Raw genomic sequence first — 21,822 nt, forward strand, 5'->3', positions numbered from 1 at the left:
TCCCTAAACCCGTTCGGTTCGAGCGAAGTCGAGAACCGTTGCGCCCGTGTCTCGACTTCGCTCGACACGAACGGAGTGTGGTTAGTGCCCGCCCTTGGGCGTCTCCATGATCTCGGTCAGCACGCCGCCCATGTCCTTGGGGTGGACGAAGAAGATCAGCGTCCCATGCGCGCCGATGCGCGGTTCGCCCAGCACGCGCTTGCCCAGCGCCTCGAACGCTGCCTTGGCCGCATGGATATCGGGCACTTCATAGCACATGTGGTGCTGCCCGCCCGCCGGGTTCTTGGCGAGAAATGCCGCAATCCCGGCATTGCCCGGCAGCGGCTCGATCAGCTCGATCTGCGTGCCATTGAGCGCACCATCCGCGCCCGGCGTATCGACGAAGCACACCTTCACGCCCTGCTCGGGCAGGTCGAACGGCTCATGGATCTTCGTCGCGCCCATCACGTCGCGCCAGAACACAATGCTGTCCGCAATCGAAGGCGTCGCAACGCCGATATGGTTCAGCCGTCCGAGCTTCATGTCAGACCCTCTCGATCACCATGGCGATGCCCTGACCGCCGCCGATGCACATCGTGATAAGGCCGTACTGGCCCCCGGTGCGCTGCAACTCGTAAGCCGCCTTGATCGTCAGGATGGCGCCCGTCGCGCCAATCGGATGGCCGAGCGAAATGCCCGAACCGTTGGGATTGGTCTTGGCCGGATCGAAGCCCAGCTCCTTCGCCACGCCGCAGGCCTGCGCCGCGAACGCCTCGTTGCTCTCGATCACGTCGATCTGATCCAGCGTCAGACCCGCGCGCTTCAGCGCCACCGGCACCGCCTTCACTGGGCCGAGACCCATCACATTGGGCTCCACGCCCGCATGGCCCCAGCTCAGGATCTTGGCGATCGGCTTCAGCCCATGTTCGGCCACGGCCTCACCACTCGCCAGCACGACTGCGCCCGCGCCGTCGTTGATGCCGCTGGCGTTGCCGGCGGTCACGGTGCCGTCCTTCTTGAACACCGGGCGCAGCGCAGCCATAGCCTCGACACTCGCGTCAGCACGGAAATGCTCATCGGTGTCGAACACGGTCACGCCCTTGCGGGTCTTGATCTCGACCGGAACGATCTGCTCCTTGAAGTAGCCCGCCGCCGTCGCCGCCGCCGCGCGCTTGTGGCTTTCCACCGCCAGCGCATCCTGCGTTTCGCGCGTGATCTGGTGGCGCTCGGCCACGTTCTCCGCCGTCACGCCCATATGGATGTTCTCGAACGGATCGTGAAGCGCGCCGAGCATGGCGTCCATCATCACCTGATCGCCCATCTTCTGGCCGTTGCGCGCCGTCAGCACCATATGCGGCGCGTTCGACATGACCTCGCAGCCCCCGCCGATGGCGATCTGCTGCTCGCCCAGCGCAATACCCTGCGCCGCGGAGACAATCGCCTGCAGGCCTGAGCCGCAAAGCCGGTTCACGTTCATCGCCGGGCTCTCGATGGGCACGCCCGCATTCACCGCCGCGACGCGGCTAACATAGGCGTCCTTCGGCTGCGTCGGCACGACGGTGCCGATCACCACATTCTCGATCGCATCCGGCGTCAGACCCGCGCGGGCAATCGCCTCCTTGATCACGATGGTGCCCAGATCCGCCGGGCGGAAAGAGGCCAAGCTGCCGCCAAACGTGCCAATGGCAGTCCGCGCGCCGGAAACGATGAAGATGTCAGTCATGCGAAATGTCCTTCAAGCCGCCGCTCAAAGCGGAATATTGTCATGCTTCTTCCAAGGGTTCTCGAGGCTCTTCCCCCGCAGTTTCCGCAGCCCCAGCGCAATGCGCCGCCGCGTGGAATGCGGGTGGATCACCTCGTCGACAAAGCCCTTGCTCGCCGCCACGAACGGGTTGGCGAAGCGGTCCTCGTATTCCTTGGTTTTCACCGCCTGCTCTTCGGTCGAAAGCCCGCGGAAGATGATTTCCACCGCGCCCTTCGCGCCCATCACCGCGATTTCGGCGGTCGGCCAGGCGTAGTTCAGATCGCCGCGCAAGTGCTTGGAGGCCATCACGTCATAGGCGCCGCCATAGGCCTTGCGCGTGATCACGGTGATCTTGGGCACGGTCGCTTCGGCATAGGCGAAGAGCAGCTTGGCGCCGTGCTTGATGATCCCGCCCAGTTCCTGCGCGGTGCCCGGCAGGAAGCCCGGCACGTCGACAAAGGTGATGATCGGAATCTCGAACGCATCGCAGAAGCGCACAAACCGCGCGGCCTTCTTCGAGGAGTTGATGTCGAGCACGCCCGCCAGCACCATCGGCTGGTTCGCCACCACGCCCACGGTCTTGCCCTCGATCCGCCCGAACCCGCAGAGGATGTTGCCCGCGTGCTTGGGCTGGATTTCGAAGAACTCGCCTTCGTCCAGCGTCTTGGCGATCACCTCGTGCATGTCATAAGGCTGGTTGGCTGAGGCGGGGATGATCGTGTCGAGGCTCGGCTCCAACCGGTCCCACGCGTCCGCCGTCGGCCGCTCGGGCACGCCGGAGCGGTTGGTCAGCGGCAGGTAATCGAAGAACTCGCGCGCCATGAGCAGCGCTTCGATATCGTTCTCGCAGGCGAGGTCCGCCACCGAGGTCTTGGTCGAATGCGTCACCGCGCCGCCCAGCTCTTCCTGCGTGACGATCTCGTTGGTGACGGTCTTCACCACGTCCGGCCCGGTGACGAACATGTAGCTGCTGTCCTTCACCATGAAGATGAAGTCGGTCATCGCGGGCGAATAGACCGCGCCGCCCGCGCAAGGCCCCATGATGAGGCTGAGCTGCGGCACGACGCCTGAGGCGAGCACATTGCGCTGGAAAATCTCGGCGTAGCCGCCAAGGCTGGCAACGCCCTCCTGAATGCGCGCGCCGCCGCTGTCATTCAGCCCGATCACCGGTGCGCCGACTTTCAGCGCGGTGTCCATGATCTTGCAGATCTTCATCGCGTGCCGCTCGGAAACCGCGCCACCGAACACGGTGAAGTCCTGGCTGAACACGTAGACCAGCCGCCCGTTGATCGTGCCCGAACCGGTCACCACGCCGTCGCCCGGCACGGTCTGCTCGGGCATCCCGAAATCGACGCAGTTGTGCTCGACGTAGGCGTCGATCTCTTCGAAGCTGCCTTCATCGAGCAGGATATCGAGCCGCTCGCGCGCGGTCAGCTTGCCCTTGGCGTGCTGGGCATCGATGCGGCGCTGGCCGCCCCCCATGCGGGCCGCCTCGCGGCGCTTTTCCATTTCGGCGATATTGGCTGACATGCGTGCAAAGCCCCGGATTCTGGTAAAGTGGCGCTGGCGGATGCCGCATTGCAGCGCGGCTGTCCAATGCAATTCGGCAAAGTTGCAAAGTCGAAGTTTGCAAACTAGGCTCGCGTTCATGGCAAACCGAAGGCTCTTTGCAGGACAGGCCCTGCGCACCCTGCGCCAGCGACGCGGATTGCGTCAGGCAGAGATGGCCACTGCGCTCGGCATCAGCGCGCCCTATCTCTCACAGCTCGAAACGGACGAGCGCCACCTCACCCCCGCACTGGCCGAACGCCTGCGCGCCGCCTTCCCGATCGACTGGGCCGATTTCGCCCCGCCCGATGCCGATGCACTTGCGGAATCGCTGCGTGATGCGCTGGCCGATCCGCAATTGCCGGGCGGCATTCCCGCCGAACAGGTTGAACGCCTCGCCCGCCAGTTCCCCGCCTTTGCCGAAAGCTTCGTCGCACTCCACGGCCTCTTCACCAAAGGTCGCCAGCGCCTCGAAATGCTGGATGAAGCCATCGGCGCAGACCTTGGCGGCTCCGAGATCGCGGGCGGCCGCCTGCCGTGGGAGGAAGTGCGCGACTGGTTCCACCTCGCCAACAACTACGTCGACCGCATCGACCGCGACGCCGAAACGCTCGCGCACCAGATCTCCGGAGACGAGGCGTCCCCTCGCATCCGCACCATGCAGCAATGGCTGCGCCGCGAAGGCGTCACCATCGAATGGGCCAGCGGCGCCGCGCTCCGCCGCTTCGATGCCGCCAAACGCCACCTTCAGCTCGATTCAGCGCAGCCCAACGAATCGAGCCGTTTCCAACTCGCCTATCAGGTCGCTGCGCTCGCGCTATCAGGCCAGATCGCGGCCATCGTCGCCTCGGCCCCGCTGCAGACCGAAGCCGCGCGCCACCTCCTGACCGTCGGGCTAGGCAACTACGCGGCGGGCGCGCTGCTCATGCCCTACGAACGGTTCCGCAGCGCAGCACGCACCTTGCGCCACGATATCGACCGCCTGCGCCAGCTCTTCCATGTCAGCTTCGAGCAGTGCTGCCACCGCCTATCCACCCTCCAGCGCCCGCAGGCGCGCGGCATCCCGGTGTTCTTCGCGCGGGTCGACATGGCCGGCAACATCACCAAGCGCCATTCCGCCACCCGTCTCCAGTTCGGCCGCTTCGGCGGCGCCTGCCCTCTGTGGATCGTCCACGAAGCCGTCGCCATCCCGGACCGCATCCACGTCCAGCTTGCCGAGATGCCCGATGGGATCCGCTACGTCTCGATCGCCAAGGGCCTCGTGAAACCCAGCGGCAGCTACTACCGCCAGCCGCGCCGCTACGCCGTGGTGCTGGGCTGCGAAGCCGCGCTGGCAGACGAGTTCGTCTATGCCGACGGTCTCAACCTCACCAACGAGGACGCCGTCACCCGGATCGGCATTTCTTGCCGCATCTGCCCCCGCGACAGCTGCGACCAGCGCGCCTTCCCCCCCAGCGACAAGGCCATCGCGGTCGATCCCAGCCAGCGCGATCTGGTGCCCTACCGGATCGTGGAGGGGTAACTCAGACCTGCTTGCGCACGCGAACCACGATCTCCACCACCGCCCAGACCAGCGCGATGATGCCCACGTAGAACAGGAAAAACGGGATCAGGTTGGTCACCGGCGCGGCGAATTTCAGGCCCCGGCTGTCCTTGAACAGCGCGTCGAACAGCGAGGCGATGGGGAAGCACCACGCCGTCAGCACCAGCATCCGCGCGATACGCCGCGCTGTGGCCACAGGCAGGGCCATCGCCGGTTGCAACGCTGCCACCAGCCACAGCAGCAACCCGTTGAGCACGCCTTCCATGTGGCTCATGCGCCAGGCCTTGTCGGTGCCGGGCAGCTGCACCGCGATCTTGCCCGGGATCGGCCAAAGCTCGATGCTGCCGATGAGGTAGAACACGAAGCCGAACCCCGCGACGAACCCCAGCAGCATCACATAGCCGCCCTGCACGATCAGCATGCGCTGCACGGCGCGCAGTTCCGAACCTTCCATCATCCATCCCCCTTCAGAACGGCACCGGCATCGCGGCGCTCTGTGTGTCGATCAACGGCATCGGCGCGCCCCGATCCCCGGCCCGTTCCCCGGCACGCGCATGCGCCGCGATCCATTCACGCACCCACGGATGATCTTTCATCCCGCGCGGATCATGGCCCGGCACCAGCGAGCGCAGCAACGCGGGGCCCGCGCCCAGCAGAAACTGCGCCGCCCACCACCACACCTTGAGCCGCGAGCCGGGCCGCCGCCAGCGTCCATCCGCCAGCAGCAGCGCACGGTAGCACCGGCGGCTCCAGCGGATCACGTCGAGCGACCCATGCAGCACGCCGAACACCCGCCGCCAGTACCCCGGCGAGACCGCCTCATAGACATCGTGCGCCACCAGCTTGTGCTCGGTTTCCTCGACCATGTGCCACAGGATGAACGAGGTGACCTGGCGGTCCGCGCCGCGAAACAGCTTCACCCGATTGCCCACCAGCCATTCGGTCAGCCCCAGCGTCATCGCCTCGAACCCCGCCGCGTAGGCGAGGCGCACCGCCAGCGGGCGCTGCAAAAGCCGCGCATAGGCCTGCGCCATCTCCGCTTCAACATTGGCGAGGCTGGCATAGCCTTGCGCCAGGATCACATCGTTGAACCGCCGATGCGTGCGGTAGTGCTGCGTCTCCTGCATGCAGAAGTCGCGCGCCTCGCGGCGCACCGCTGGGTTTTCGATCTGCTTCGCCGCCTCGCCCAGCGTGGCCACCAGAAATGGCTCAAGATGCGGCATCACAAACGATGCGCCGTTGATCATCTGCGAAAATTCGGGCGCATGCGGGATCCAGTGCGCCGGCGTATCCTCGGCAAAGGCAAAGGCGCCCTGCCGCACCGTGATCGGTGTAATCGCGCCAGCCCGCCCGCCTGCGCCCGCATCGTTGTCGCCCATCACCCGCTCCCTTGCGCCGGATCGACTCTATAACAGCGTTATAAACCCGACATACCACTGGAATTTCAAAGCGCAAGCGCCCATGCAAAACACGATGCCGAATCGGAGGACTGTCACCACGGAGCCCCCGCGCGAAGATCTCGCCGCGCGCCTGCTCGCTGAGGCCGAAGCACTCATACGCCGTGACGGACCAGACGGCATTGCCCTGCGCGAACTCGCCCGCGCCTGCGGCTCCTCGACCATGGCGATCTACACGCTCTATGGCGGCAAGCCGGGGCTGATGCAGGCGCTCTACGCGGTCGGCTTCGCGCGGCTCCATGCCTACGCTCTCTCAGCCGAGCACCGCGATGCCCCCTTGCGCTGGATGGTCCGCCAGATGCTCGCCTATCGCCGCTTCGCGCTCGATCATACCGGGCTCTACCGGCTGATGTTCGGCGGCGAGAAGCGCTTCTCCCCCACTGGCCGCCATAGCCGCTTCACCTCGCTCGCCGTGCCGGTAGAGGATGCCTACCCAGCCTTTGCCGCGCTGGTCGATGCCGTCGGCACGTGCCTCGCCCACCACCGCGCCAAGGTGCCCGATCCTGCCGAAGTGCAGGACCTCGCCTTCCTCGTCTGGGGCCAGATGCATGGCCTCGTCGGGCTGGAAATTGCAGGCTACGCCGATCCTGACGACGCGCTCGCACGCTACCAGTCCGCCGTGCGCTTTATCTGTACCCACTGCGGGGCGGATCGCGCCGACGTGGATGCTGAACTGGCCGCTACCAGCTAACCACCGCCCGCGTCATCGCGCGCCACGAAAAAGGCCGGAGGTTTCCCCCCGGCCCCTTCCTCAAACCAAGGCGCGAAAAGGCTCAGCCCTTCAGCACTTCCGCCAGCGTCTCACCCAAGAGCGAGGGCGACGGCGAAACGCGGATGCCGGCTTCTTCCATCGCGGCGATCTTGCTTTCGGCATCGCCCTTGCCGCCCGAAACGATCGCGCCGGCGTGGCCCATGCGGCGGCCCGGAGGCGCCGAGCGGCCTGCGATGAAGCCGGCCATCGGCTTCTTGCGGCCCTTCTTCGCCTCGTCGATCAGGAACTGCGCGGCCATTTCCTCGGCGTCGCCGCCGATTTCGCCGATCATGATGATCGACTTGGTCTCGTCATCGGCCAGGAACAGCTCGAGCACGTCGATGAAGTTGGTGCCGTTCACCGGATCGCCGCCGATGCCGACTGCGGTCGTCTGGCCCAGGCCGATGTTGGTGGTCTGGAACACCGCTTCATAGGTCAGCGTGCCTGAACGCGATACGACGCCGACCGAGCCCTGCTTGAAGATCGAGCCCGGCATGATGCCGATCTTGCATTCGTTCGGGGTCAGCACGCCAGGGCAGTTCGGCCCGATCAGGCGCGACTTCGAGCCCTGCAGTGCGCGCTTCACGCGCACCATGTCGAGCACCGGGATGCCCTCGGTGATGCAGACGATCAGTTCCATCTGCGCGTCGATCGCTTCAAGGATCGCATCCGCAGCGCCCGGAGGCGGCACGTAGATGCAGCTGGCGGTCGCGCCGGTCGCGGCCTTGGCTTCGGCCACGGTATCATACTGCGGCAGGCCGATGTGGCTGGTGCCGCCCTTGCCCGGGGTGACGCCCGCGACCATCTGCGTGCCGTAATCGAGCGCCGCCTGCGTGTGGAACGCGCCGGTCTTGCCGGTCATGCCCTGCGTGATGACCTTGGTGTGCTTGTTGACGAGAATCGACATGGTTCAGGAAACCTTCCGGACTGCGGCCACGATCTTCTGCGCGGCATCGCCAAGGTCGTTGGCGGGGACAATGGGGAGACCCGAATTGGCAAGGATGTCCTTGCCCTGCTGCACGTTGGTGCCTTCAAGGCGCACGACCAGCGGAACCTGCAGGTTCACTTCCTTCGCCGCAGCCACGATGCCGTCGGCGATGATGTCGCACTTCATGATCCCGCCGAAGATGTTGACGAGAATGCCCTTCACGGCCGGATCCGAAAGGATCAGCTTGAACGCCGCCGTCACCTTCTCGGTCGTCGCGCCGCCGCCCACGTCGAGGAAGTTCGCGGGGAATTCGCCGTTCAGCTTGATGATGTCCATCGTCGCCATGGCAAGGCCAGCGCCGTTCACCATGCAGCCGATATTGCCGTCGAGCTTGATGTAGGCGAGGTCGTACTTGCTGGCCTCGATTTCCGCCGGATCTTCCTCGGTCTCGTCACGCAGCGCGACGACATCGGGGTGGCGATAGAGCGCGTTCGAATCGAAGCTCATCTTGGTGTCGAGCACCAGCAGATTGCCGTCCTTGGTTTCCACCAGCGGGTTGATCTCGAGCATGTCGCAATCGAGCGCCATGAACGCGGTGTAGAGCTGCTTGGCGATCGTGGCGGCCTGCTTGTTGAGTTCGCCCGTCAGCTTCAGCGCATAGCCCACGGCGCGGCCGTGGTGCGGCATGAAGCCCTGTGCCGGATCGATCGTGATCGTCGCGATCTTTTCAGGGGTCGAGTGCGCAACCTCTTCGATGTCCATGCCGCCTTCGGTCGAGACAATCATGGCCACCCGGCCGGTACCCCGGTCCACCACCATCGAGAGGTAGTATTCCTTGGCGATATCAACGCCGTCGGTCACGTAGAGACGGTTGACCTGCTTGCCCGCCGCGCCGGTCTGCACCGTCACCAGCGTGTTGCCGAGCATTTCCCTGGCAAACGCTTCGACTTCCTCGACCGACTTGGCCAGCCGCACGCCGCCCTTGGCATCGGGGCCGAGTTCCTTGAACTTGCCCTTGCCGCGCCCGCCCGCGTGGATCTGCGCCTTCACCACATAGAGCGGCCCGGGCAGCTGCTTCGCGGCCGCAACCGCTTCTTCCACGGTCAGGGCAGCAATGCCCGCCGGAATGCCGACACCGAAACGGCTGAGCAATTCCTTGGCCTGATATTCATGAACGTTCATGCGTTATCCCCGCAAAGAGAGAATGAGAGCTAGCGGTTTAAACCCGGCAGGTCGCGCTGCCTTAAGCACACGACTAAGGGCTTGAAAAGGGTTCGTGACGCCCAATTGCGCCTGCACGGATGCATTCTCCGCCTGCGCGGCCTCGCCTTCGCCGAATACGAATGCACAGCCGGGTCCGCGCCCGCAGCGCCCCCTTGCGCTCGCGCCGCCAAACCCGCATCCCGAAAGCCAATGATCGACTTTGACCGCTTCCGCCACATCATGGCCGAAGCCGGACGCCTGGCGCTCGCCAGCTGGCCCGGCCACGGCCACGCACTCGATGTGTGGGACAAGTCTCCGAACAACCCCGTCTCCGCCGCAGATCTCGCCGTTGATGGCTATCTCAAGCAGGAACTCGGGGCGCTGCTCCCCTCCGCCGGCTGGCTCTCGGAGGAAACCGTCGATGATCCGTCCCGGCTCGACAAAGGGCTGTGCTGGCTGGTCGATCCCATCGACGGTACGCGCGATTTCGTACGCGGACGGCCCGGCTGGGCTGTATCGGTCGCGCTCATTTCCGAAGGGCGTCCCCTGATCGGCGCACTCGATGCCCCCGCGCGCGGCGAATACTGGCAGGCCATCGCCGGCCAAGGCGCCACCCGCAACGAAGCGCCCCTGACCGCCAGCAACCGCCTCGAACTCACCGGCGCACGCGTCCCCGCTGATGCGCTGCCCCGTGCGGACCACGACCTCATCCTCGTCGACAAGCCCAATTCCATCGCGCTGCGCATCGCGATGGTCGCCGCCGATGAGGCCGATCTCCTCGCCACGCTGCGCTGGGGCTACGAATGGGATATCGGCGCCGCCGCCCTCATCGCCCGCGAAGCCGGTGCTGCGGTCAGCGACGCGTTCGGCGCCCCGCTCGCCTACAACAAGCGCGACCCCCGCGCCTTCGGCCTCCTCGCCGCAGCGCCTGCGATCCACGCGGCGGCGGTGGACCGCCTCGCCGAACGCGCAAGCCGAATGGCATAGGACCCGACCATTTATGCCGCCGTCGTGCTGGCCTGGCTCTGATCACGAGTCCGCATCCATGGCCCTCGCATTTTCTCTCCTTTCTCCCTAACTCCCCTCCCATGACTCCTGACCGCCTCGATCGCTTCGCCCGCCACATCGTCCTTCCCGAAGTCGGCGGCGCGGGGCAGGCGAAGCTCGTGCAGAGCCATGTCGTGCTGGTCGGGCTTGGCGGCATTGGCAGCCCCGCCTTGCAGTATCTGGCGGGAGCGGGGATCGGGCGGCTGACCCTGATCGACGACGATGTGGTCGATGCCTCGAACCTCCAGCGACAGACCATCTTTGCGACCGGTGACGTTGGCCGGCCCAAGGCCGAGGCGGCGGCGGAGTGGCTCCAGGCCTTTGACCCGGCGCTGGTGGGCACGGCGCATGTCACGCGGCTGACGCGGGACAATGCGGCAGAGCTGATCGCGGGTGCCGACGTGGTGCTCGATGGCTGCGACAACTTCGCGACGCGCCTGGCGGTTTCGGATGCCTGTGTCGCCGCGGGTGTGCCGCTGACGAGTGCGGCGCTGGGCCGGTTCCAGGGGCAAGTGGCGAATTTTGCCGGGCACCGCGCGGGCCATGCCTGCTATCGCTGCTTTGTCGGCGATGCATTCGATGCGGAGGATTGCGACACTTGCGCCGATACCGGGGTGCTGGGGGCGATGGTCGGCATGGTGGGCGCGTTTGGTGCGATGGCTGCGCTGCGGGTGCTGCTGGAAGGTGTTTCGACGCTGGGCGATCCGCAGTGGGGGCAGGTCCATGTGCTCGATGGATTGAAGCCCGCGCTGCGCACGATGCGGATTGCCAAGGACCCGGAGTGCGGGGCCTGCGGGTCAGCCGCCTAGCAGATCCTCGACCCAGGCGGGCACGATCTCGCTGGCAGGGCCGAGGCGGGTCTCTTCAAACCACGACGAACCAGCTGAGCGTTCGAGATTGAGTTCGAGCGTAGCCGCGCCAAGCTCGCGCGCAGTCCGCACGAAGCCGGCGGCAGGATAGACCGCGCCCGAGGTGCCGATCGAGACGAACAGATCGGCTTCGGAAAGCGCGGCGAAGATCTCGTCCATGCGGTAGGGCACTTCGCCGAACCACACGACGTCCGGGCGTAGCGCGGTGACGCTGCAGGCAGGACAGGGCGGGCGGTGGATCAGCGGGCCGGTCCACGGCACGCGCCTATCGCAGGCTGTGCACCACACGGTGAGGTGCTCCCCGTGCATGTGGATGACCGAGAGCGAGCCGCCGCGCTCGTGCAGATCATCGACGTTCTGGGTGACGAGAGTGACGCTGCCGCCGGGCACTTTCTTCGGCCATTCGCGCTCCAGCCGGCCCAAGGCGTGGTGAGCGGGGTTGGGCTGCTTGGTCTGGATGGCTTCGCGGCGCATGTCGTAGAAGCGCAGCACGAGATCGGGATCGCGCGCGAAGCCTTCGGGGGTGGCGACGTCCTCGACGCGGTGCTGTTCCCAAAGGCCTCCGGCTGAGCGGAACGTATCGATTCCGCTTTCGGCGGAGACGCCCGCGCCTGTCAGGATGACGATGTTGCGAATGGTCTGCATCGCGGCCATGAAGCACGCCAGACACGAGGTGAGCAATGGCTAGAGTGGGCATTATCGGCAGCGCAGGTCGCATGGGGAAAGCACTGTCCGAGGCGATCGTTGCCGCAGGGCACGAAGTTTCGGGCGGCATCGATCAGGGCGGTGATCCCGTCGCGCTGGCACATGCCTCCGACGTGCTGGTCGATTTTTCGGCCCCGGCGGCGCTGGAGTTCAACCTCGATGCGGCGATCCATGCCGGGATCCCGATCGTGGTCGGCACGACCGGGCTTGCCGAGCGGCACCACTGGCTGGTCGATGCAGCGGCGGTTTCCGTGCCCGTGCTGCAGACCGGCAATACCTCGCTCGGCGTCACGCTGCTGGCGCATCTGGTGCGCGAGGCGGCGATGCGGCTGGGCGAGGACTGGGACATCGAGATTGTCGAGACGCACCACCGGATGAAAGTCGATGCGCCTTCGGGCACGGCGCTCCTGCTGGGTGAGGCGGCGGCGGCGGGCCGGGGCATTCGGCTGCACGAGGAAGCGGTGTCCGGGCGTGACGGGGTGACCGGCGCGCGCAAGGAAGGCACCATCGGCTTCGCGGCGCTGCGCGGCGGCACGGTGGCGGGTGATCACACCGTGCATTTCCTTGCCGACAACGAACGCATCGCGCTCTCGCACCTCGCCGAGAACCGCGCGATCTTCGCACGCGGCGCGGTGCGTGCGGCGCAGTGGCTGCTTGGCAAGGAGCCGGGGCGCTATGCGATGCAGGAGGTGCTGGGGCTTTGAAGAAGGACCATGTCTTCGAGTTCTTCCGGCGGCTGGCCGAAACCAATCCCGCGCCCGAAACCGAGCTCGAATACGGCAATGTCTACCAGCTGCTCGTCGCGGTGACGCTTTCGGCGCAGGCGACCGATGTCGGCGTCAACAAGGCGACGCGCGCGCTGTTTGCCAGGGTGAAGACCCCGGCGCAGATGCTGGAGCTGGGCGAAGAGGGCCTGAAGGCGCACATCAAGACCATCGGCCTGTTCAACAGCAAGGCGAAGAACGTGATCGCCATGGCCGAAATCCTCGTGCGCGAGCATGGTGGCGAAGTGCCTAACGACCGCGACGCGCTGACGCTGCTGCCGGGCGTGGGGCGCAAGACCGCCAATGTCGTGCTCAACTGCGCCTTCGGGGCGGAGACCTTCGCGGTCGATACGCACATCTTTCGCGTGGGCAATCGCACCGGTCTGGCCAAGGGCAAGACGCCGCTGGCGGTGGAGAAGCAGCTCGAGAAGAAAGTGCCGCAGCCGTTCCGCGTGGGGGCGCATCATTGGCTGATCCTGCACGGGCGCTATGTCTGCAAGGCGCGCAGCCCCGAATGCTGGCGCTGCGAAGTGGTTGACCTTTGCGGTTTCAAGGAGAAGATTCTCGAGAAGGGGGTGAAACCCGCGACTACGCCAGCGACTCGGGGGGGCGGAGCGCGCAAGAAAGCCAAGGAGAAAAAGCCGTGAGTGCTTTGAGGATCGCCGCCTTGCTTACCCTGACCACGACAGCTGCCCTGTCGCTCAGTGCCTGCGCGCCCGGCGCCGGGGCGAAGTGGGCAGCCAATGGCCATGCCGCCGACGTCCCTGCCGCGACGCCAACCGGCAAGGCGGTGAGCTGCATCCCGATTACCGCGATCCGGGAAAGCCGGGTGCGCGACGACTGGACCATCGATTTCCGCACCGGCGGTGACACCTGGTATCGCAGCAGCCTGCCCTACCGGTGCAGCAATCTGGGCTTCGAGCGGGCGTTCTCCTACTCGACCTCGCTCTCGCAGCTGTGCAACGTCGATATCATCACCGTCTTCCGCAACGGCGGTGGCCCGACCGGTCCGCTGGGCTCTTGCGGGCTGGGGATGTTCCAGCCGGTGAAGCTGGCGAAAGACACGAAGAAGTAGGCTTCACGCCTCCGGATCGAGGTGCAGCCCCCGGCGGCCGTGTTCCGGCGTGTCGTGCGGGGGCACCGGCTCGGGCGCATCGGGATCCATCGGCACTTGCAGCATGCCTTCCCACTTGGTGATCACCGAGGTCGCCACGGCATTGCCGACGACGTTGGTGGCCGTGCGGCCCATGTCGAGGAAGGTATCGACGCCGAGCAGCAGCGCGACGCCTTCCACCGGAAGGCCGAACTGGGTGAGTGTCGCCGCGATCACGACAAGGCTCGCGCGCGGGACGCTGGCGATGCCCTTGGAGGTGACCATCAGCGTGAGCAGCATGGCCACCTGCTGCCCGGCGGAGAGCGGGATGTTGTAGGCCTGCGCGATGAACAGCGTGGCGAAGCTGGTGTACATCATCGAGCCATCGAGATTGAAACTGTAGCCCAGCGGCAACATGAACCCCGAAATGCGGCGCGGCACACCGAAGCGGTCGAGCTGCTCGAACAGCTTCGGCAGCGCGCTTTCCGAGCTGGCGGTGGAGAAGGCGAGCAGAATCGGTTCGCGGATATAGCGCGCAAGCAGCAGCACGCGTTTGCCAAGGAAGATCCCGCCCATGCCCAGCAGCAGGGTCCACAGGATCAGCAGCCCGAAGTAGAACTCGGCGACGAAAGCGCCGTAGGTCACGATGATGCCGAGCCCGCGTGTGGCGATAACCGAGGCCATCGCGCCGAACACGCCCAGCGGTGCGGCGCGCATGACATAGCCGGTGATCGTGAGCATCAGCGTCGCCAGCGCCTCGCAGCCGCGCACCAGCGGCGCGCCTTCCTCGCCCATCGCTGAAAGCCCAAGTCCGGCGAAGATCGAGAAGACGAGGATCTGCAGCACGTTGTTGTTGGCCATCGCGTCGAGCGCGCTGGTCGGGAACACCGACAGCAGGAAGTGGCGCAAGGTCAGATCTGCCGTGGCGAGATCGGAGACCGGCGTCGAGGACGTGATGTTGAGCCCGGCGCCCGGCTGGAACAGATTGACGAGCAGAAGGCCGAGCCCGATCGAAATGAGGCTAGCGGTGATGAACCAGGCGAGCGCCCGCCCGCCGATGCGGCCCAGCGCGGCGCTATCGCCCATGCTGGCGATGCCCGTCACCAGCGTCGCGAGGATCAGCGGCGCGATGATCATCTTGATGAGGTGGAGGAACACCTCGGGCAGCAGCTTGAGGAGATCGGCGATCTCCGCGAGGTGCTTGTCGCCCGCCGGATAGGAAACGTTGAGCGCATAGCCCACGCCGATACCGGCGAAGAGGGCGATTAGGATGTAGAGGGTCAGGCGCGTGCCCAAGTTTTCGGCTCCCCGTGTGCTTATTTGCCGTTTGCTTTGGCGTGCGAGACTAGCGGGGTCGTGGCATTAGGCAAGGCGTTGGCCGGTCAGCCCCCGCACTGCGCCCGGTGCATCAGCTTCTGATCGGCCAGCACCAACGCCATCATCGCCTCGACCACCGGAACGCCGCGAATGCCGACGCAGGGGTCGTGGCGGCCCTTGGTGAAGAGCTCGGTCGCCTCGCCTTCCCGCGTGATCGTGGGCACGGGCGTGAGGATCGACGACGTCGGCTTGAAGGCGACACGCACGTGGACCGGCTGACCGGTGGAGATGCCGCCCGCAATGCCGCCGGCGTGATTGGCAAGGAATTCGGGCGCTTCTTCTCCCGATCCGGTTTTTGGGGGCCGCATCGGATCGGCATTGCCTTCACCGGTGTTGGCCGCGGCGGCAAAGCCATCGCCGATCTCGACACCCTTGACTGCATTGATGCCCATCATCGCGTGAGCCAGCTCGGCATCAAGCTTGGCATAGAGCGGTGCGCCCCAGCCTGCGGGGACGCCGGTGGCGGTGCATTCGACGACGGCGCCGAGCGAGGAACCGGCCTTGCGGGCATTGTCCACCAGGGCTTCCCAGCGTGCGGCGGCCTTGGCATCAGGGCAGAAGAAGGGGTTGCGCGTGATCTCTGCCGCATCGAAGTTGGCAGGATCGATGGCATCGCCGCCGATGGCGCTGACCCAGCCGAGCACTGTCACTTCCGGAATGACGAGGCGCGCCACTGCACCCGCTGCCACGCGCGCGGCGGTTTCGCGCGCGCTGGAGCGTCCGCCGCCGCGATAGTCACGAAAGCCGTATTTGGCGTCGTAGGCATAGTCGGCATGGCCCGGGCGATAGGCCTTGGCGACGTCACCATAGTCCTTCGAGCGCTGGTCGAGGTTCTCGATCATCAGGCTGATCGGGGTGCCAGTGGTCTTGCCTTCGAACACGCCCGAAAGGATGCGGACCTGATCCGGCTCCTGCCGCTGCGTGGTGAAGCGCGATTGGCCGGGGCGGCGCGCATCGAGGAAGGGCTGGATCTGCGCTTCGCTGATGGCGAGGCCCGGCGGGCAACCATCGACGACTGCGCCCAGCGCAGGTCCGTGGCTTTCCCCCCAGGTGGTGAAGCGGAATGCGTGGCCGAAAGTGTTGAAGCTCATGGCGCAGCGCCTTCGCGCAAATTGTTGCAAAAGTCACGCCTGCCTTGCGCCAAACGTGCTTCGACAAGCTCAGCACGAGCGGATATGGGCGTCGCATATCAACCCCGCTCGCCCTGAGCTTGTCGAAGGGCCAAAAGCAGGTCCCGCCATGTTCCTCGTCGTCTTCCGCAACCGCAAGCGCGCCGACATTGATGCCGCTGCCTATTCCGCTGATGCCGATGCCATGGAGGTGCTCGCCGCAGCGCAGCCCGGGTACATCTCCTTCAAAAGCTACACCGCCGAGGATGGCGAGGTCGTCGCGATCAGCGAATGGGTGGACGAAGCGGCGGCGCTGGCATGGCGGCGGGCGGCCGAACACGCCGAAATGCAGGCCAAGGGCCGCGAGGCCTACTACGAGGACTACACGCTGTTTGCGGGCACGCCGAACCGGGTGCACCGCTTTTCGAGGACCAAGGCATGACGATCACGCTCTACGGCATCCCCAATTGCGACACGGTGAAAAAGGCGCGCACCTGGCTGGACGCAAAAGGGATCGCCTACACCTTTCACGACTACAAGAAGCAGGGCGCGGACTCTGCGAAGATCGCTGGCTGGATCGCTACGGCGGGGCGCGACAAAGTGGTGAACCGTGCGGGGACGACGTTCCGCAAGCTGTCAGCCGAAGATCAGGCCGCGCTGGCGGGCGATGGTGCGCCGGCCGTGCTGGCGGCCAATACCTCGGTGATCAAGCGGCCGATCGTGGAGCATCCGGGCGGGCTGCTGGTGGGGTTCAAGGAAGCGGAATGGAGCTCCATTCTGGGCTGAATTGACATGAAAAGACACGCGGGTTGCCCTGTTCAGCAGGGCGCCGCCGTGTTATCTACATCAATGTGAATACTGCCGCGCCCTTCGCCTTTGCGATCACCGTCGATCCTTCGGACATCGATTTCATGGGGCACGTCAACAACGCGTCCTACCTCAAATGGGTTCAGGATGCCGTCGTCGGCCACTGGCGGGCGTTTGCTCCGGCGCAGGCGATTGCCGACCATGTGTGGGTCGCGACCAATCACAACATCACGTACCGGCGGCCGACCTTCCTCAACGATCCGGTGATCGCGCACGTGATCCTCGAACGTGTGCAGGGTGCGCGGGCGTTTTACGAAACGATCATCAAGCGCGGCGAGGATGTGCTCGCCGAAGTGAAATCAAGCTGGTGCTGCCTCGATGCCGCCACCTTGCGCCCGGCGCGGCTGGCGCGTGAACTGGTGGAGCGGTTCCTGCCAGCTTCGGTAGACTGAGCGCGGCCAGCCCCCGCTTCGTCATTCCCGCGCAGGCGGGAATCCAGCGAACCATAGCGCTGCGCCGCTCTGGATCCCCGCCTTCGCGGGGATGACGAGGGATAAACTTCAGCGCAGCTTCGCGATTTCCAGTCCGTCGGCCTTGGCGCGAATCTTGATCGATTCCTCAGTGCGGGTCAGCGCCTTGGCGAGGCCTTTCAGCGCCATGCCCTTCTTGGCGAGCATGTGCAGCTTCTGCACCTCGTCGGTGGTCCAGGCCTGCTTGTGGCGTTCGAAGACTTTTCCGGTCGCCATCAGGCTTGCACTCCTTCGATTCTGCGTGCGGTGACAATGTAGTTGAGCGAAAGGTCGTCCGAAAGGTGGAGGCCTTTCAGCGGGCTCCACGATATGCCCCTGGGGTTGCCCATCGCAAACCCCGCTTCGGCGAGCAGATCGCTGAGCTCCAGCGGGGTGATGAAATCCTCCCAGTGGTGCGTGCCCTTGGGCACCATGCCGACCGTTTCCGCCGCACCGACCAGCAACAGGCGCGAGGCGGCGGTGCGGTTGGGGGTGGACAGGACCAGCAGGCCGTCTTCGGCAACCGTCGCCACGAGGCCGGAGATGAAGGCGGCCTTGTCGGCTACGTGTTCGATCACTTCCATCGAGGTGACGAGATCGAAGGTGCCGAGACCGAGCGCGGCGAGTTCGCCGTGGCGGTAATCGATGGCGAGGCCGCTGCCTTCGGCATGCGCCCGTGCTGCCGCGATATTCTCCTCCGCCGCGTCAACCGCCGTCACCGCGGCGCCCATCCGCGCGAGCGGTTCGGCGAGCAGCCCTGCGCCGCAGCCGACATCGAGCGCGCGGCGGCCGGCGAGCGGGCGGAGCGACTTCGGATCGGCGGCAAAGTGCGAGTCGATGGCTTCGCGCAAGAAAGCGAGCCGCACCGGGTTGAGCTTGTGCAGCATGGCCGAGCTGCCCTTGGGATCCCACCATTCGGCGGCCAGCTTGCCGAAATGGGCGGCTTCCTCGGGCCTGATGGTCGCTGCGCCTGTTATTGCTTGGGAGGTTGCATTGCTCATGCGGCGACTCTAAAGCGCCGCGTCCGCGCGGTCGAGGGGCCGCGGGGGAAACCTTTTTTGTTGCTGCGGGGGATAGAGCGTGGCCCGGATCGTGATGAAATTCGGCGGCACTTCGATGGCCGGCACCGAGCGCATCCGCCGCGTGGCCGGCATCGTCAAGCGCCAGCAGGAAGCGGGGCACGAAGTTGCTGTCGTCGTCTCGGCCATGGCGGGCGAGACCGACCGGCTGGTGACGTTCTGCCGCGAGGCCAATGCCCTCTATGACCGCGCCGAATACGACGTGGTGGTGGCGGCGGGGGAGCAGGTCACGGCCGGCCTCCTCGCGCTCCATCTGCAGGCGCTGGGCTGCAAGGCGCGCTCGTGGCTCGGCTGGCAGCTGCCGGTGCGCACCGACGATGCCCATGCTGCCGCGCGGATCGAGGATATCGAATCGGGCGCGCTGCTCGCTTCCATGGCGGCGGGCGAGATCGCGGTTATCCCGGGCTTTCAGGGCCTCGATCCCCAGGCCCGAGTGACCACGCTGGGCCGGGGCGGCTCGGATACCTCGGCGGTGGCGGTGGCGGCGGCGGTTCACGCGGACCGCTGCGATATCTACACCGATGTCGACGGCGTCTACACCACCGATCCGCGCATCGTGGCAAAGGCGCGCAAGCTGAAATACGTGACTTACGAGGAAATGCTCGAGCTCGCCTCGGTTGGCTCCAAGGTGCTGCAGACGCGCTCGGTCAGCCTCGCGATGAAGGAAGGCGTGCGCGTGCAGGTGCTCTCCTCGTTCATCGATGAAAGCGCGCCGCCAGCCGACAGCATCCCCGGCACGATGATCGTCAGCGACGAAGAATTGGCCAAGATTACGGAGGGAACCGACATGGAACGCCAGCTGATCACCGGCATTGCCGCCGACAAGAACGAGGCCAAGGTGACGCTGACCCGCGTGCCCGACCGTCCGGGTGCGGTGGCCGCGATCTTCGGCCCACTCGCCGAGGCGAACATCAACGTCGACATGATCATCCAGAACATCGCCAAGGACAAGGGCGAGACCGACGTGACCTTCACCTGTCCGCAAGCGGACCTCGCCCGCACGCAGGCGCTGATCGAAGAGCGCAAGGAAGCGATCGGCTACTACCGCATGATCGCGGACAGCAAGGTCGCAAAGGTCTCGGTGGTCGGCGTCGGCATGCGCAGCCACGCGGGCGTCGCCTCGACCATGTTCAAGGCGCTCGCGGACCGGGGCATCAATATCCAGGCGATCTCGACCAGCGAAATCAAGGTTTCGGTGCTGATCGACGCGGACGAAGTGGAACTCGCCGTGCGCGTGCTGCACACCGCTTACGAGCTCGACGCGGCCTGAAAAGTCCCGCCTCCCGACGCCGTTGCGAAGCCGGAAGGCGGGGTGCGACCCGGGACCGGGCCTTGGTGGACCGGCTCTCGGCTTTCTCGAAGATACCTGATGCCGCCTTTCTGCTTGCTGTACGGCCATCGGGCAAACGACAAACCTTGCGCACTGAAATCGGGGCCGCCGATCAGGCTGCCAACTTCCCGCCTTGTTGCCGCCACGAAGCAGCCCTAAAGGCGCTCGTTTGCAGGCTGCGCTAGACGAGACGTTTCGAATGACCGCATTTCCCAAGACCCACGCCCTCATGGCGCGCGGTGCAGAGTTTCTTGGTACCGAGCATGCCGTGCTGTGCGGCGCGATGAGCTGGGTTTCCGAGCGCAATCTCGTGGCCGCGATCAGCAATGCCGGCGGTTTCGGCGTGATTGCCTGCGGGGCGATGACCCCCGAACTGCTCGATGCCGAGATCACGGCGACAGCGGCGCTCACCGCCAAGCCCTTCGGCGTGAACCTCATCACGATGCATCCGCGTCTGTTCGATCTGATCGAGGTCTGCGCGCGGCACAAGGTCGGCCATGTCGTGCTGGCGGGCGGCATTCCGCCCAAGGGTTCGGTTGAGGCGATCAAGGCGTTCGGCGCCAGGGTCATTGTGTTTGCACCGACTTTGGCGCTGGCGAAGAAGCTGTTCCGTTCGGGCGCTGATGCCTTGGTGATCGAGGGTTCCGAAGCCGGCGGGCATATCGGCCCGGTCTCGACCTCGGTGCTGGCGCAGGAATTCCTGCCTGCGCTCGCCGCCGAACATGTGGTGTTCGTGGCCGGCGGAATCGGCCGCGGCGAGATGATCGCCAGCTACCTCGAAATGGGCGCGAGCGGGGTGCAACTCGGCACCCGTTTTGCCTGCGCCAGCGAATCCATCGCGCATCCGGCGTTCAAGGCGGCGTTCTTTCGCGCCAATGCGCGCGATGCGGTGGCCAGCGTGCAGATCGATCCGCGCCTCCCCGTCATCCCGGTGCGCGCGCTGCGCAACAAGGGCAGCGAGGAATTCAACGCCAAGCAGATCGAAGTCGCGCGGCGGCTCGATGAAGGCGTGGTCGACATGGGCCAGGCGCAGCTGGAAATCGAGCATTTCTGGGCTGGCGCGCTGCGCCGCGCGGTGATCGACGGCGATGTCGAACGCGGTTCGGTCATGGCCGGGCAGTCCGTCGGCATGGTGACGAAGGAAGAGCCAGTCGCCGCGATCATGGCCGAATTGATGACGGAGTGCGAGGCGGCGCTGACGCGCGGCTGATCAGCCTTCCAGTTCGACGTCCCAGTAGAGCCAGTCGCGCCAGCTATCGTGGAGGTGGCCGGGCGGGAACAGGCGGCCGCGCTCCTGCAGGTGCCATGAGGTCGGCCGGATCGGTTCGGTGATCAGGCGCATCGCTGCCTGTGCCGGGGTGCGGCCGCCCTTGCGCATGTTGCACGGCGCGCAGGCGGCGACGACGTTTTCCCAGGTCGTGCGCCCGCCAAGGCGGCGCGGCACCACATGGTCGAAAGTCAGCTGATCCGGGCAGCCGCAGTACTGGCACTGAAACTTGTCGCGCAGGAACAGGTTGAAGCGCGTGAAGGCGGGAAATTCGCTCGGCCGCACGTATTGCCGGAGCGCGATGACCGAAGGGATCTTCATGTCGAGCGAGGCGCTGTGGACTTCGCGGTCGTAGGTCGCGACGATATCGACCCGTTCGAGGAACACCGCCTTGATCGCCGTCTGCCACGGCCAGAGGCTCAGGGGATAGTAGCTGAGCGGGGTGTAATCCGCATTGAGCACGAGCGCCGGGCAGTTTGAAAGATGGCGATCATGGCCCAATAGCGCGGTATCACCGCCGTGGGGCCTGGCTTCTGCCGCCCGCTCGATCAGCGCCCTGTGAAGCATGCTCCCAACCGGCCCTTTCGCTCCCTGGCGCCCGAAGCCTCACCCGGAGGCGAAGCAAGGCGCCTTCGGGGTGCGATGTGAGGGATGCGGATGACCGCTTCGTGACGCATGGGCAGAAAAGACCACAGCCCTCTCGCGTGCGTCAA

General features: G+C 65.8%; 25 protein-coding genes. 12 read left to right on the forward strand and 13 right to left on the reverse strand.

The genetic code is table 11. The features are described from left to right. Positions 1-81: 81 nt before the first annotated feature. The 3 genes from mce to ACO06X_RS12845 are packed head-to-tail and all read right to left on the reverse strand — an operon-like array spanning position 82 to position 3,253. The gene (mce, locus tag ACO06X_RS12835; protein WP_421836643.1) at positions 82-522 is read right to left on the reverse strand and encodes a methylmalonyl-CoA epimerase; all 441 of its coding nucleotides are present in this window, start codon (positions 520-522) and stop codon (positions 82-84) included. 1 nt (position 523) lies between these two features. Then, positions 524-1,702: an acetyl-CoA C-acyltransferase family protein gene (locus ACO06X_RS12840; RefSeq protein ID WP_421836644.1), complete on the reverse strand. Its 1,179-nt coding sequence runs from the start codon at positions 1,700-1,702 to the stop codon at positions 524-526. A gap of 24 nt (positions 1,703-1,726) precedes the next feature. After that, complete coding sequence (locus tag ACO06X_RS12845) at positions 1,727-3,253, reverse strand: acyl-CoA carboxylase subunit beta (RefSeq protein ID WP_421836645.1); 1,527 nt, start codon at positions 3,251-3,253, stop codon at positions 1,727-1,729. A 118-nt stretch (positions 3,254-3,371) separates the two neighbouring features. Between ACO06X_RS12845 and ACO06X_RS12850 the strand changes: the two genes are divergently transcribed. Continuing rightward, positions 3,372-4,793 carry a helix-turn-helix domain-containing protein gene (locus ACO06X_RS12850; protein ID WP_421836646.1) on the forward strand — a complete coding sequence of 474 codons (1,422 nt, stop codon included), beginning with the start codon at positions 3,372-3,374 and terminating at the stop codon, positions 4,791-4,793. Position 4,794: 1 nt separating this feature from the next. Here ACO06X_RS12850 and ACO06X_RS12855 read toward each other — a convergent pair whose 3' ends face one another. Together ACO06X_RS12855 and ACO06X_RS12860 are read right to left on the reverse strand one after the other, a co-directional pair. Beyond that, a complete protein-coding gene (locus ACO06X_RS12855; protein ID WP_421836647.1) occupies positions 4,795-5,271 on the reverse strand; it encodes a hypothetical protein in 477 nt (158 codons plus the stop codon). 10 nt (positions 5,272-5,281) lie between these two features. Beyond that, positions 5,282-6,193 carry a metal-dependent hydrolase gene (locus tag ACO06X_RS12860; protein ID WP_421836648.1) on the reverse strand — a complete coding sequence of 304 codons (912 nt, stop codon included), beginning with the start codon at positions 6,191-6,193 and terminating at the stop codon, positions 5,282-5,284. 94 nt (positions 6,194-6,287) lie between these two features. On the opposite strand from ACO06X_RS12860, the gene ACO06X_RS12865 reads away from it, so the two are divergent. Next, on the forward strand, positions 6,288-6,962 hold the full coding sequence (locus ACO06X_RS12865) for a TetR-like C-terminal domain-containing protein (protein ID WP_421836649.1): 675 nt from the start codon (positions 6,288-6,290) through the stop codon (positions 6,960-6,962). Between the two features lie 82 nt (positions 6,963-7,044). On the opposite strand, the gene sucD is transcribed toward ACO06X_RS12865, so the two are convergent. Both sucD and sucC read right to left on the reverse strand, forming a co-directional pair. Next, the gene (gene sucD, locus ACO06X_RS12870) at positions 7,045-7,929 is read right to left on the reverse strand and encodes a succinate--CoA ligase subunit alpha (RefSeq protein WP_421836650.1); all 885 of its coding nucleotides are present in this window, start codon (positions 7,927-7,929) and stop codon (positions 7,045-7,047) included. A gap of 3 nt (positions 7,930-7,932) precedes the next feature. Next, on the reverse strand, positions 7,933-9,132 hold the full coding sequence (gene sucC, locus ACO06X_RS12875) for an ADP-forming succinate--CoA ligase subunit beta (protein ID WP_421836651.1): 1,200 nt from the start codon (positions 9,130-9,132) through the stop codon (positions 7,933-7,935). A 231-nt stretch (positions 9,133-9,363) separates the two neighbouring features. On the opposite strand from sucC, the gene ACO06X_RS12880 reads away from it, so the two are divergent. Beyond that, the gene (locus ACO06X_RS12880) at positions 9,364-10,140 is read left to right on the forward strand and encodes a 3'(2'),5'-bisphosphate nucleotidase CysQ (protein ID WP_421836652.1); all 777 of its coding nucleotides are present in this window, start codon (positions 9,364-9,366) and stop codon (positions 10,138-10,140) included. 101 nt (positions 10,141-10,241) lie between these two features. Next, on the forward strand, positions 10,242-11,009 hold the full coding sequence (locus tag ACO06X_RS12885; RefSeq protein WP_421836653.1) for a HesA/MoeB/ThiF family protein: 768 nt from the start codon (positions 10,242-10,244) through the stop codon (positions 11,007-11,009). Here the strand turns inward: ACO06X_RS12885 and ACO06X_RS12890 are convergent. Beyond that, positions 10,998-11,714, reverse strand: coding sequence for an NAD-dependent deacylase (locus tag ACO06X_RS12890; protein WP_421836654.1), 717 nt, complete (start codon positions 11,712-11,714; stop codon positions 10,998-11,000). The two genes, ACO06X_RS12885 and ACO06X_RS12890, sit on opposite strands and share 12 nt — an antisense overlap. Positions 11,715-11,749: 35 nt before the next feature. Here ACO06X_RS12890 and dapB point away from each other — a divergent pair, with 35 nt between their 5' ends. From dapB to ACO06X_RS12905, 3 genes are read left to right on the forward strand one after another with little or no spacing between them, the layout of a single operon-like run. Further along, on the forward strand, positions 11,750-12,478 hold the full coding sequence (dapB, locus tag ACO06X_RS12895; RefSeq protein WP_421836655.1) for a 4-hydroxy-tetrahydrodipicolinate reductase: 729 nt from the start codon (positions 11,750-11,752) through the stop codon (positions 12,476-12,478). Continuing rightward, positions 12,475-13,185 (forward strand): endonuclease III, encoded by a 711-nt coding sequence (gene nth / locus ACO06X_RS12900; RefSeq protein WP_421836656.1) that lies wholly within the window; start codon positions 12,475-12,477, stop codon positions 13,183-13,185. The genes dapB and nth overlap by 4 nt, the downstream gene beginning before the upstream one ends. Further along, entirely contained in the window at positions 13,182-13,613 is a 432-nt protein-coding gene (locus ACO06X_RS12905; protein ID WP_421836657.1) for a hypothetical protein, read from the forward strand. Before nth ends, ACO06X_RS12905 begins: the two co-directional genes overlap by 4 nt. Before the next feature lie 3 nt (positions 13,614-13,616). Here ACO06X_RS12905 and ACO06X_RS12910 read toward each other — a convergent pair whose 3' ends face one another. Together ACO06X_RS12910 and aroC are read right to left on the reverse strand one after the other, a co-directional pair. Continuing rightward, positions 13,617-14,927, reverse strand: a complete 1,311-nt coding sequence (locus ACO06X_RS12910; RefSeq protein ID WP_421836658.1) for a dicarboxylate/amino acid:cation symporter — start codon at positions 14,925-14,927, stop codon at positions 13,617-13,619. Positions 14,928-15,013: 86 nt separating this feature from the next. Next, positions 15,014-16,099: a chorismate synthase gene (aroC, locus tag ACO06X_RS12915; protein WP_421836659.1), complete on the reverse strand. Its 1,086-nt coding sequence runs from the start codon at positions 16,097-16,099 to the stop codon at positions 15,014-15,016. A 148-nt stretch (positions 16,100-16,247) separates the two neighbouring features. Between aroC and ACO06X_RS12920 the strand changes: the two genes are divergently transcribed. The 3 genes from ACO06X_RS12920 (at position 16,248) to ACO06X_RS12930 (ending at position 17,376) form a co-directional block, all read left to right on the forward strand. After that, the gene (locus tag ACO06X_RS12920; RefSeq protein WP_421836660.1) at positions 16,248-16,559 is read left to right on the forward strand and encodes an antibiotic biosynthesis monooxygenase family protein; all 312 of its coding nucleotides are present in this window, start codon (positions 16,248-16,250) and stop codon (positions 16,557-16,559) included. Next, positions 16,556-16,903, forward strand: a complete 348-nt coding sequence (locus ACO06X_RS12925; RefSeq protein WP_421836661.1) for an arsenate reductase — start codon at positions 16,556-16,558, stop codon at positions 16,901-16,903. The genes ACO06X_RS12920 and ACO06X_RS12925 overlap by 4 nt, the downstream gene beginning before the upstream one ends. A 65-nt stretch (positions 16,904-16,968) precedes the next feature. Beyond that, positions 16,969-17,376: an acyl-CoA thioesterase gene (locus ACO06X_RS12930; protein ID WP_421836662.1), complete on the forward strand. Its 408-nt coding sequence runs from the start codon at positions 16,969-16,971 to the stop codon at positions 17,374-17,376. A gap of 108 nt (positions 17,377-17,484) precedes the next feature. Here the strand turns inward: ACO06X_RS12930 and ACO06X_RS12935 are convergent, their stop codons facing one another. Next, positions 17,485-17,670, reverse strand: coding sequence for a hypothetical protein (locus ACO06X_RS12935; RefSeq protein WP_421836663.1), 186 nt, complete (start codon positions 17,668-17,670; stop codon positions 17,485-17,487). Next, complete coding sequence (ubiG, locus tag ACO06X_RS12940) at positions 17,670-18,434, reverse strand: bifunctional 2-polyprenyl-6-hydroxyphenol methylase/3-demethylubiquinol 3-O-methyltransferase UbiG (protein ID WP_421836664.1); 765 nt, start codon at positions 18,432-18,434, stop codon at positions 17,670-17,672. The genes ACO06X_RS12935 and ubiG overlap by 1 nt, the downstream gene beginning before the upstream one ends. Before the next feature lie 79 nt (positions 18,435-18,513). On the opposite strand from ubiG, the gene ACO06X_RS12945 reads away from it, so the two are divergent. Both ACO06X_RS12945 and ACO06X_RS12950 read left to right on the forward strand, forming a co-directional pair. Continuing rightward, positions 18,514-19,782 (forward strand): aspartate kinase, encoded by a 1,269-nt coding sequence (locus ACO06X_RS12945; RefSeq protein ID WP_421836665.1) that lies wholly within the window; start codon positions 18,514-18,516, stop codon positions 19,780-19,782. Between the two features lie 259 nt (positions 19,783-20,041). Further along, complete coding sequence (locus ACO06X_RS12950) at positions 20,042-21,052, forward strand: NAD(P)H-dependent flavin oxidoreductase (protein ID WP_421836666.1); 1,011 nt, start codon at positions 20,042-20,044, stop codon at positions 21,050-21,052. Here the strand turns inward: ACO06X_RS12950 and ACO06X_RS12955 are convergent, their stop codons facing one another. Next, positions 21,053-21,676 (reverse strand): HNH endonuclease, encoded by a 624-nt coding sequence (locus ACO06X_RS12955; protein WP_421836667.1) that lies wholly within the window; start codon positions 21,674-21,676, stop codon positions 21,053-21,055. Positions 21,677-21,822: the final 146 nt, after the last annotated feature.

Source organism: Novosphingobium sp., from assembly GCF_965229225.1.
In the GTDB taxonomy this organism is placed as follows: Bacteria; Pseudomonadota; Alphaproteobacteria; order Sphingomonadales; family Sphingomonadaceae; genus Novosphingobium.

Coding starts and splice junctions, on each gene's coding strand:
- ACO06X_RS12855 (WP_421836647.1), bottom strand. CDS start 5,271: ATGATGGAAGGTTCGGAACTGCGCGCCGTGCAGCGCATGCTGATCGTG.
- ACO06X_RS12955 (WP_421836667.1), bottom strand. CDS start 21,676: ATGCTTCACAGGGCGCTGATCGAGCGGGCGGCAGAAGCCAGGCCCCAC.
- ACO06X_RS12865 (WP_421836649.1), top strand. CDS start 6,288: ATGCCGAATCGGAGGACTGTCACCACGGAGCCCCCGCGCGAAGATCTC.
- ubiG (WP_421836664.1), bottom strand. CDS start 18,434: ATGAGCAATGCAACCTCCCAAGCAATAACAGGCGCAGCGACCATCAGG.
- mce (WP_421836643.1), bottom strand. CDS start 522: ATGAAGCTCGGACGGCTGAACCATATCGGCGTTGCGACGCCTTCGATT.
- ACO06X_RS12920 (WP_421836660.1), top strand. CDS start 16,248: ATGTTCCTCGTCGTCTTCCGCAACCGCAAGCGCGCCGACATTGATGCC.
- ACO06X_RS12840 (WP_421836644.1), bottom strand. CDS start 1,702: ATGACTGACATCTTCATCGTTTCCGGCGCGCGGACTGCCATTGGCACG.
- ACO06X_RS12890 (WP_421836654.1), bottom strand. CDS start 11,714: ATGCAGACCATTCGCAACATCGTCATCCTGACAGGCGCGGGCGTCTCC.
- ACO06X_RS12935 (WP_421836663.1), bottom strand. CDS start 17,670: ATGGCGACCGGAAAAGTCTTCGAACGCCACAAGCAGGCCTGGACCACC.
- ACO06X_RS12850 (WP_421836646.1), top strand. CDS start 3,372: ATGGCAAACCGAAGGCTCTTTGCAGGACAGGCCCTGCGCACCCTGCGC.
- ACO06X_RS12845 (WP_421836645.1), bottom strand. CDS start 3,253: ATGTCAGCCAATATCGCCGAAATGGAAAAGCGCCGCGAGGCGGCCCGC.
- ACO06X_RS12885 (WP_421836653.1), top strand. CDS start 10,242: ATGACTCCTGACCGCCTCGATCGCTTCGCCCGCCACATCGTCCTTCCC.
- dapB (WP_421836655.1), top strand. CDS start 11,750: ATGGCTAGAGTGGGCATTATCGGCAGCGCAGGTCGCATGGGGAAAGCA.
- ACO06X_RS12860 (WP_421836648.1), bottom strand. CDS start 6,193: ATGGGCGACAACGATGCGGGCGCAGGCGGGCGGGCTGGCGCGATTACA.
- ACO06X_RS12925 (WP_421836661.1), top strand. CDS start 16,556: ATGACGATCACGCTCTACGGCATCCCCAATTGCGACACGGTGAAAAAG.
- ACO06X_RS12880 (WP_421836652.1), top strand. CDS start 9,364: ATGATCGACTTTGACCGCTTCCGCCACATCATGGCCGAAGCCGGACGC.
- sucC (WP_421836651.1), bottom strand. CDS start 9,132: ATGAACGTTCATGAATATCAGGCCAAGGAATTGCTCAGCCGTTTCGGT.
- ACO06X_RS12950 (WP_421836666.1), top strand. CDS start 20,042: ATGACCGCATTTCCCAAGACCCACGCCCTCATGGCGCGCGGTGCAGAG.
- aroC (WP_421836659.1), bottom strand. CDS start 16,099: ATGAGCTTCAACACTTTCGGCCACGCATTCCGCTTCACCACCTGGGGG.
- sucD (WP_421836650.1), bottom strand. CDS start 7,929: ATGTCGATTCTCGTCAACAAGCACACCAAGGTCATCACGCAGGGCATG.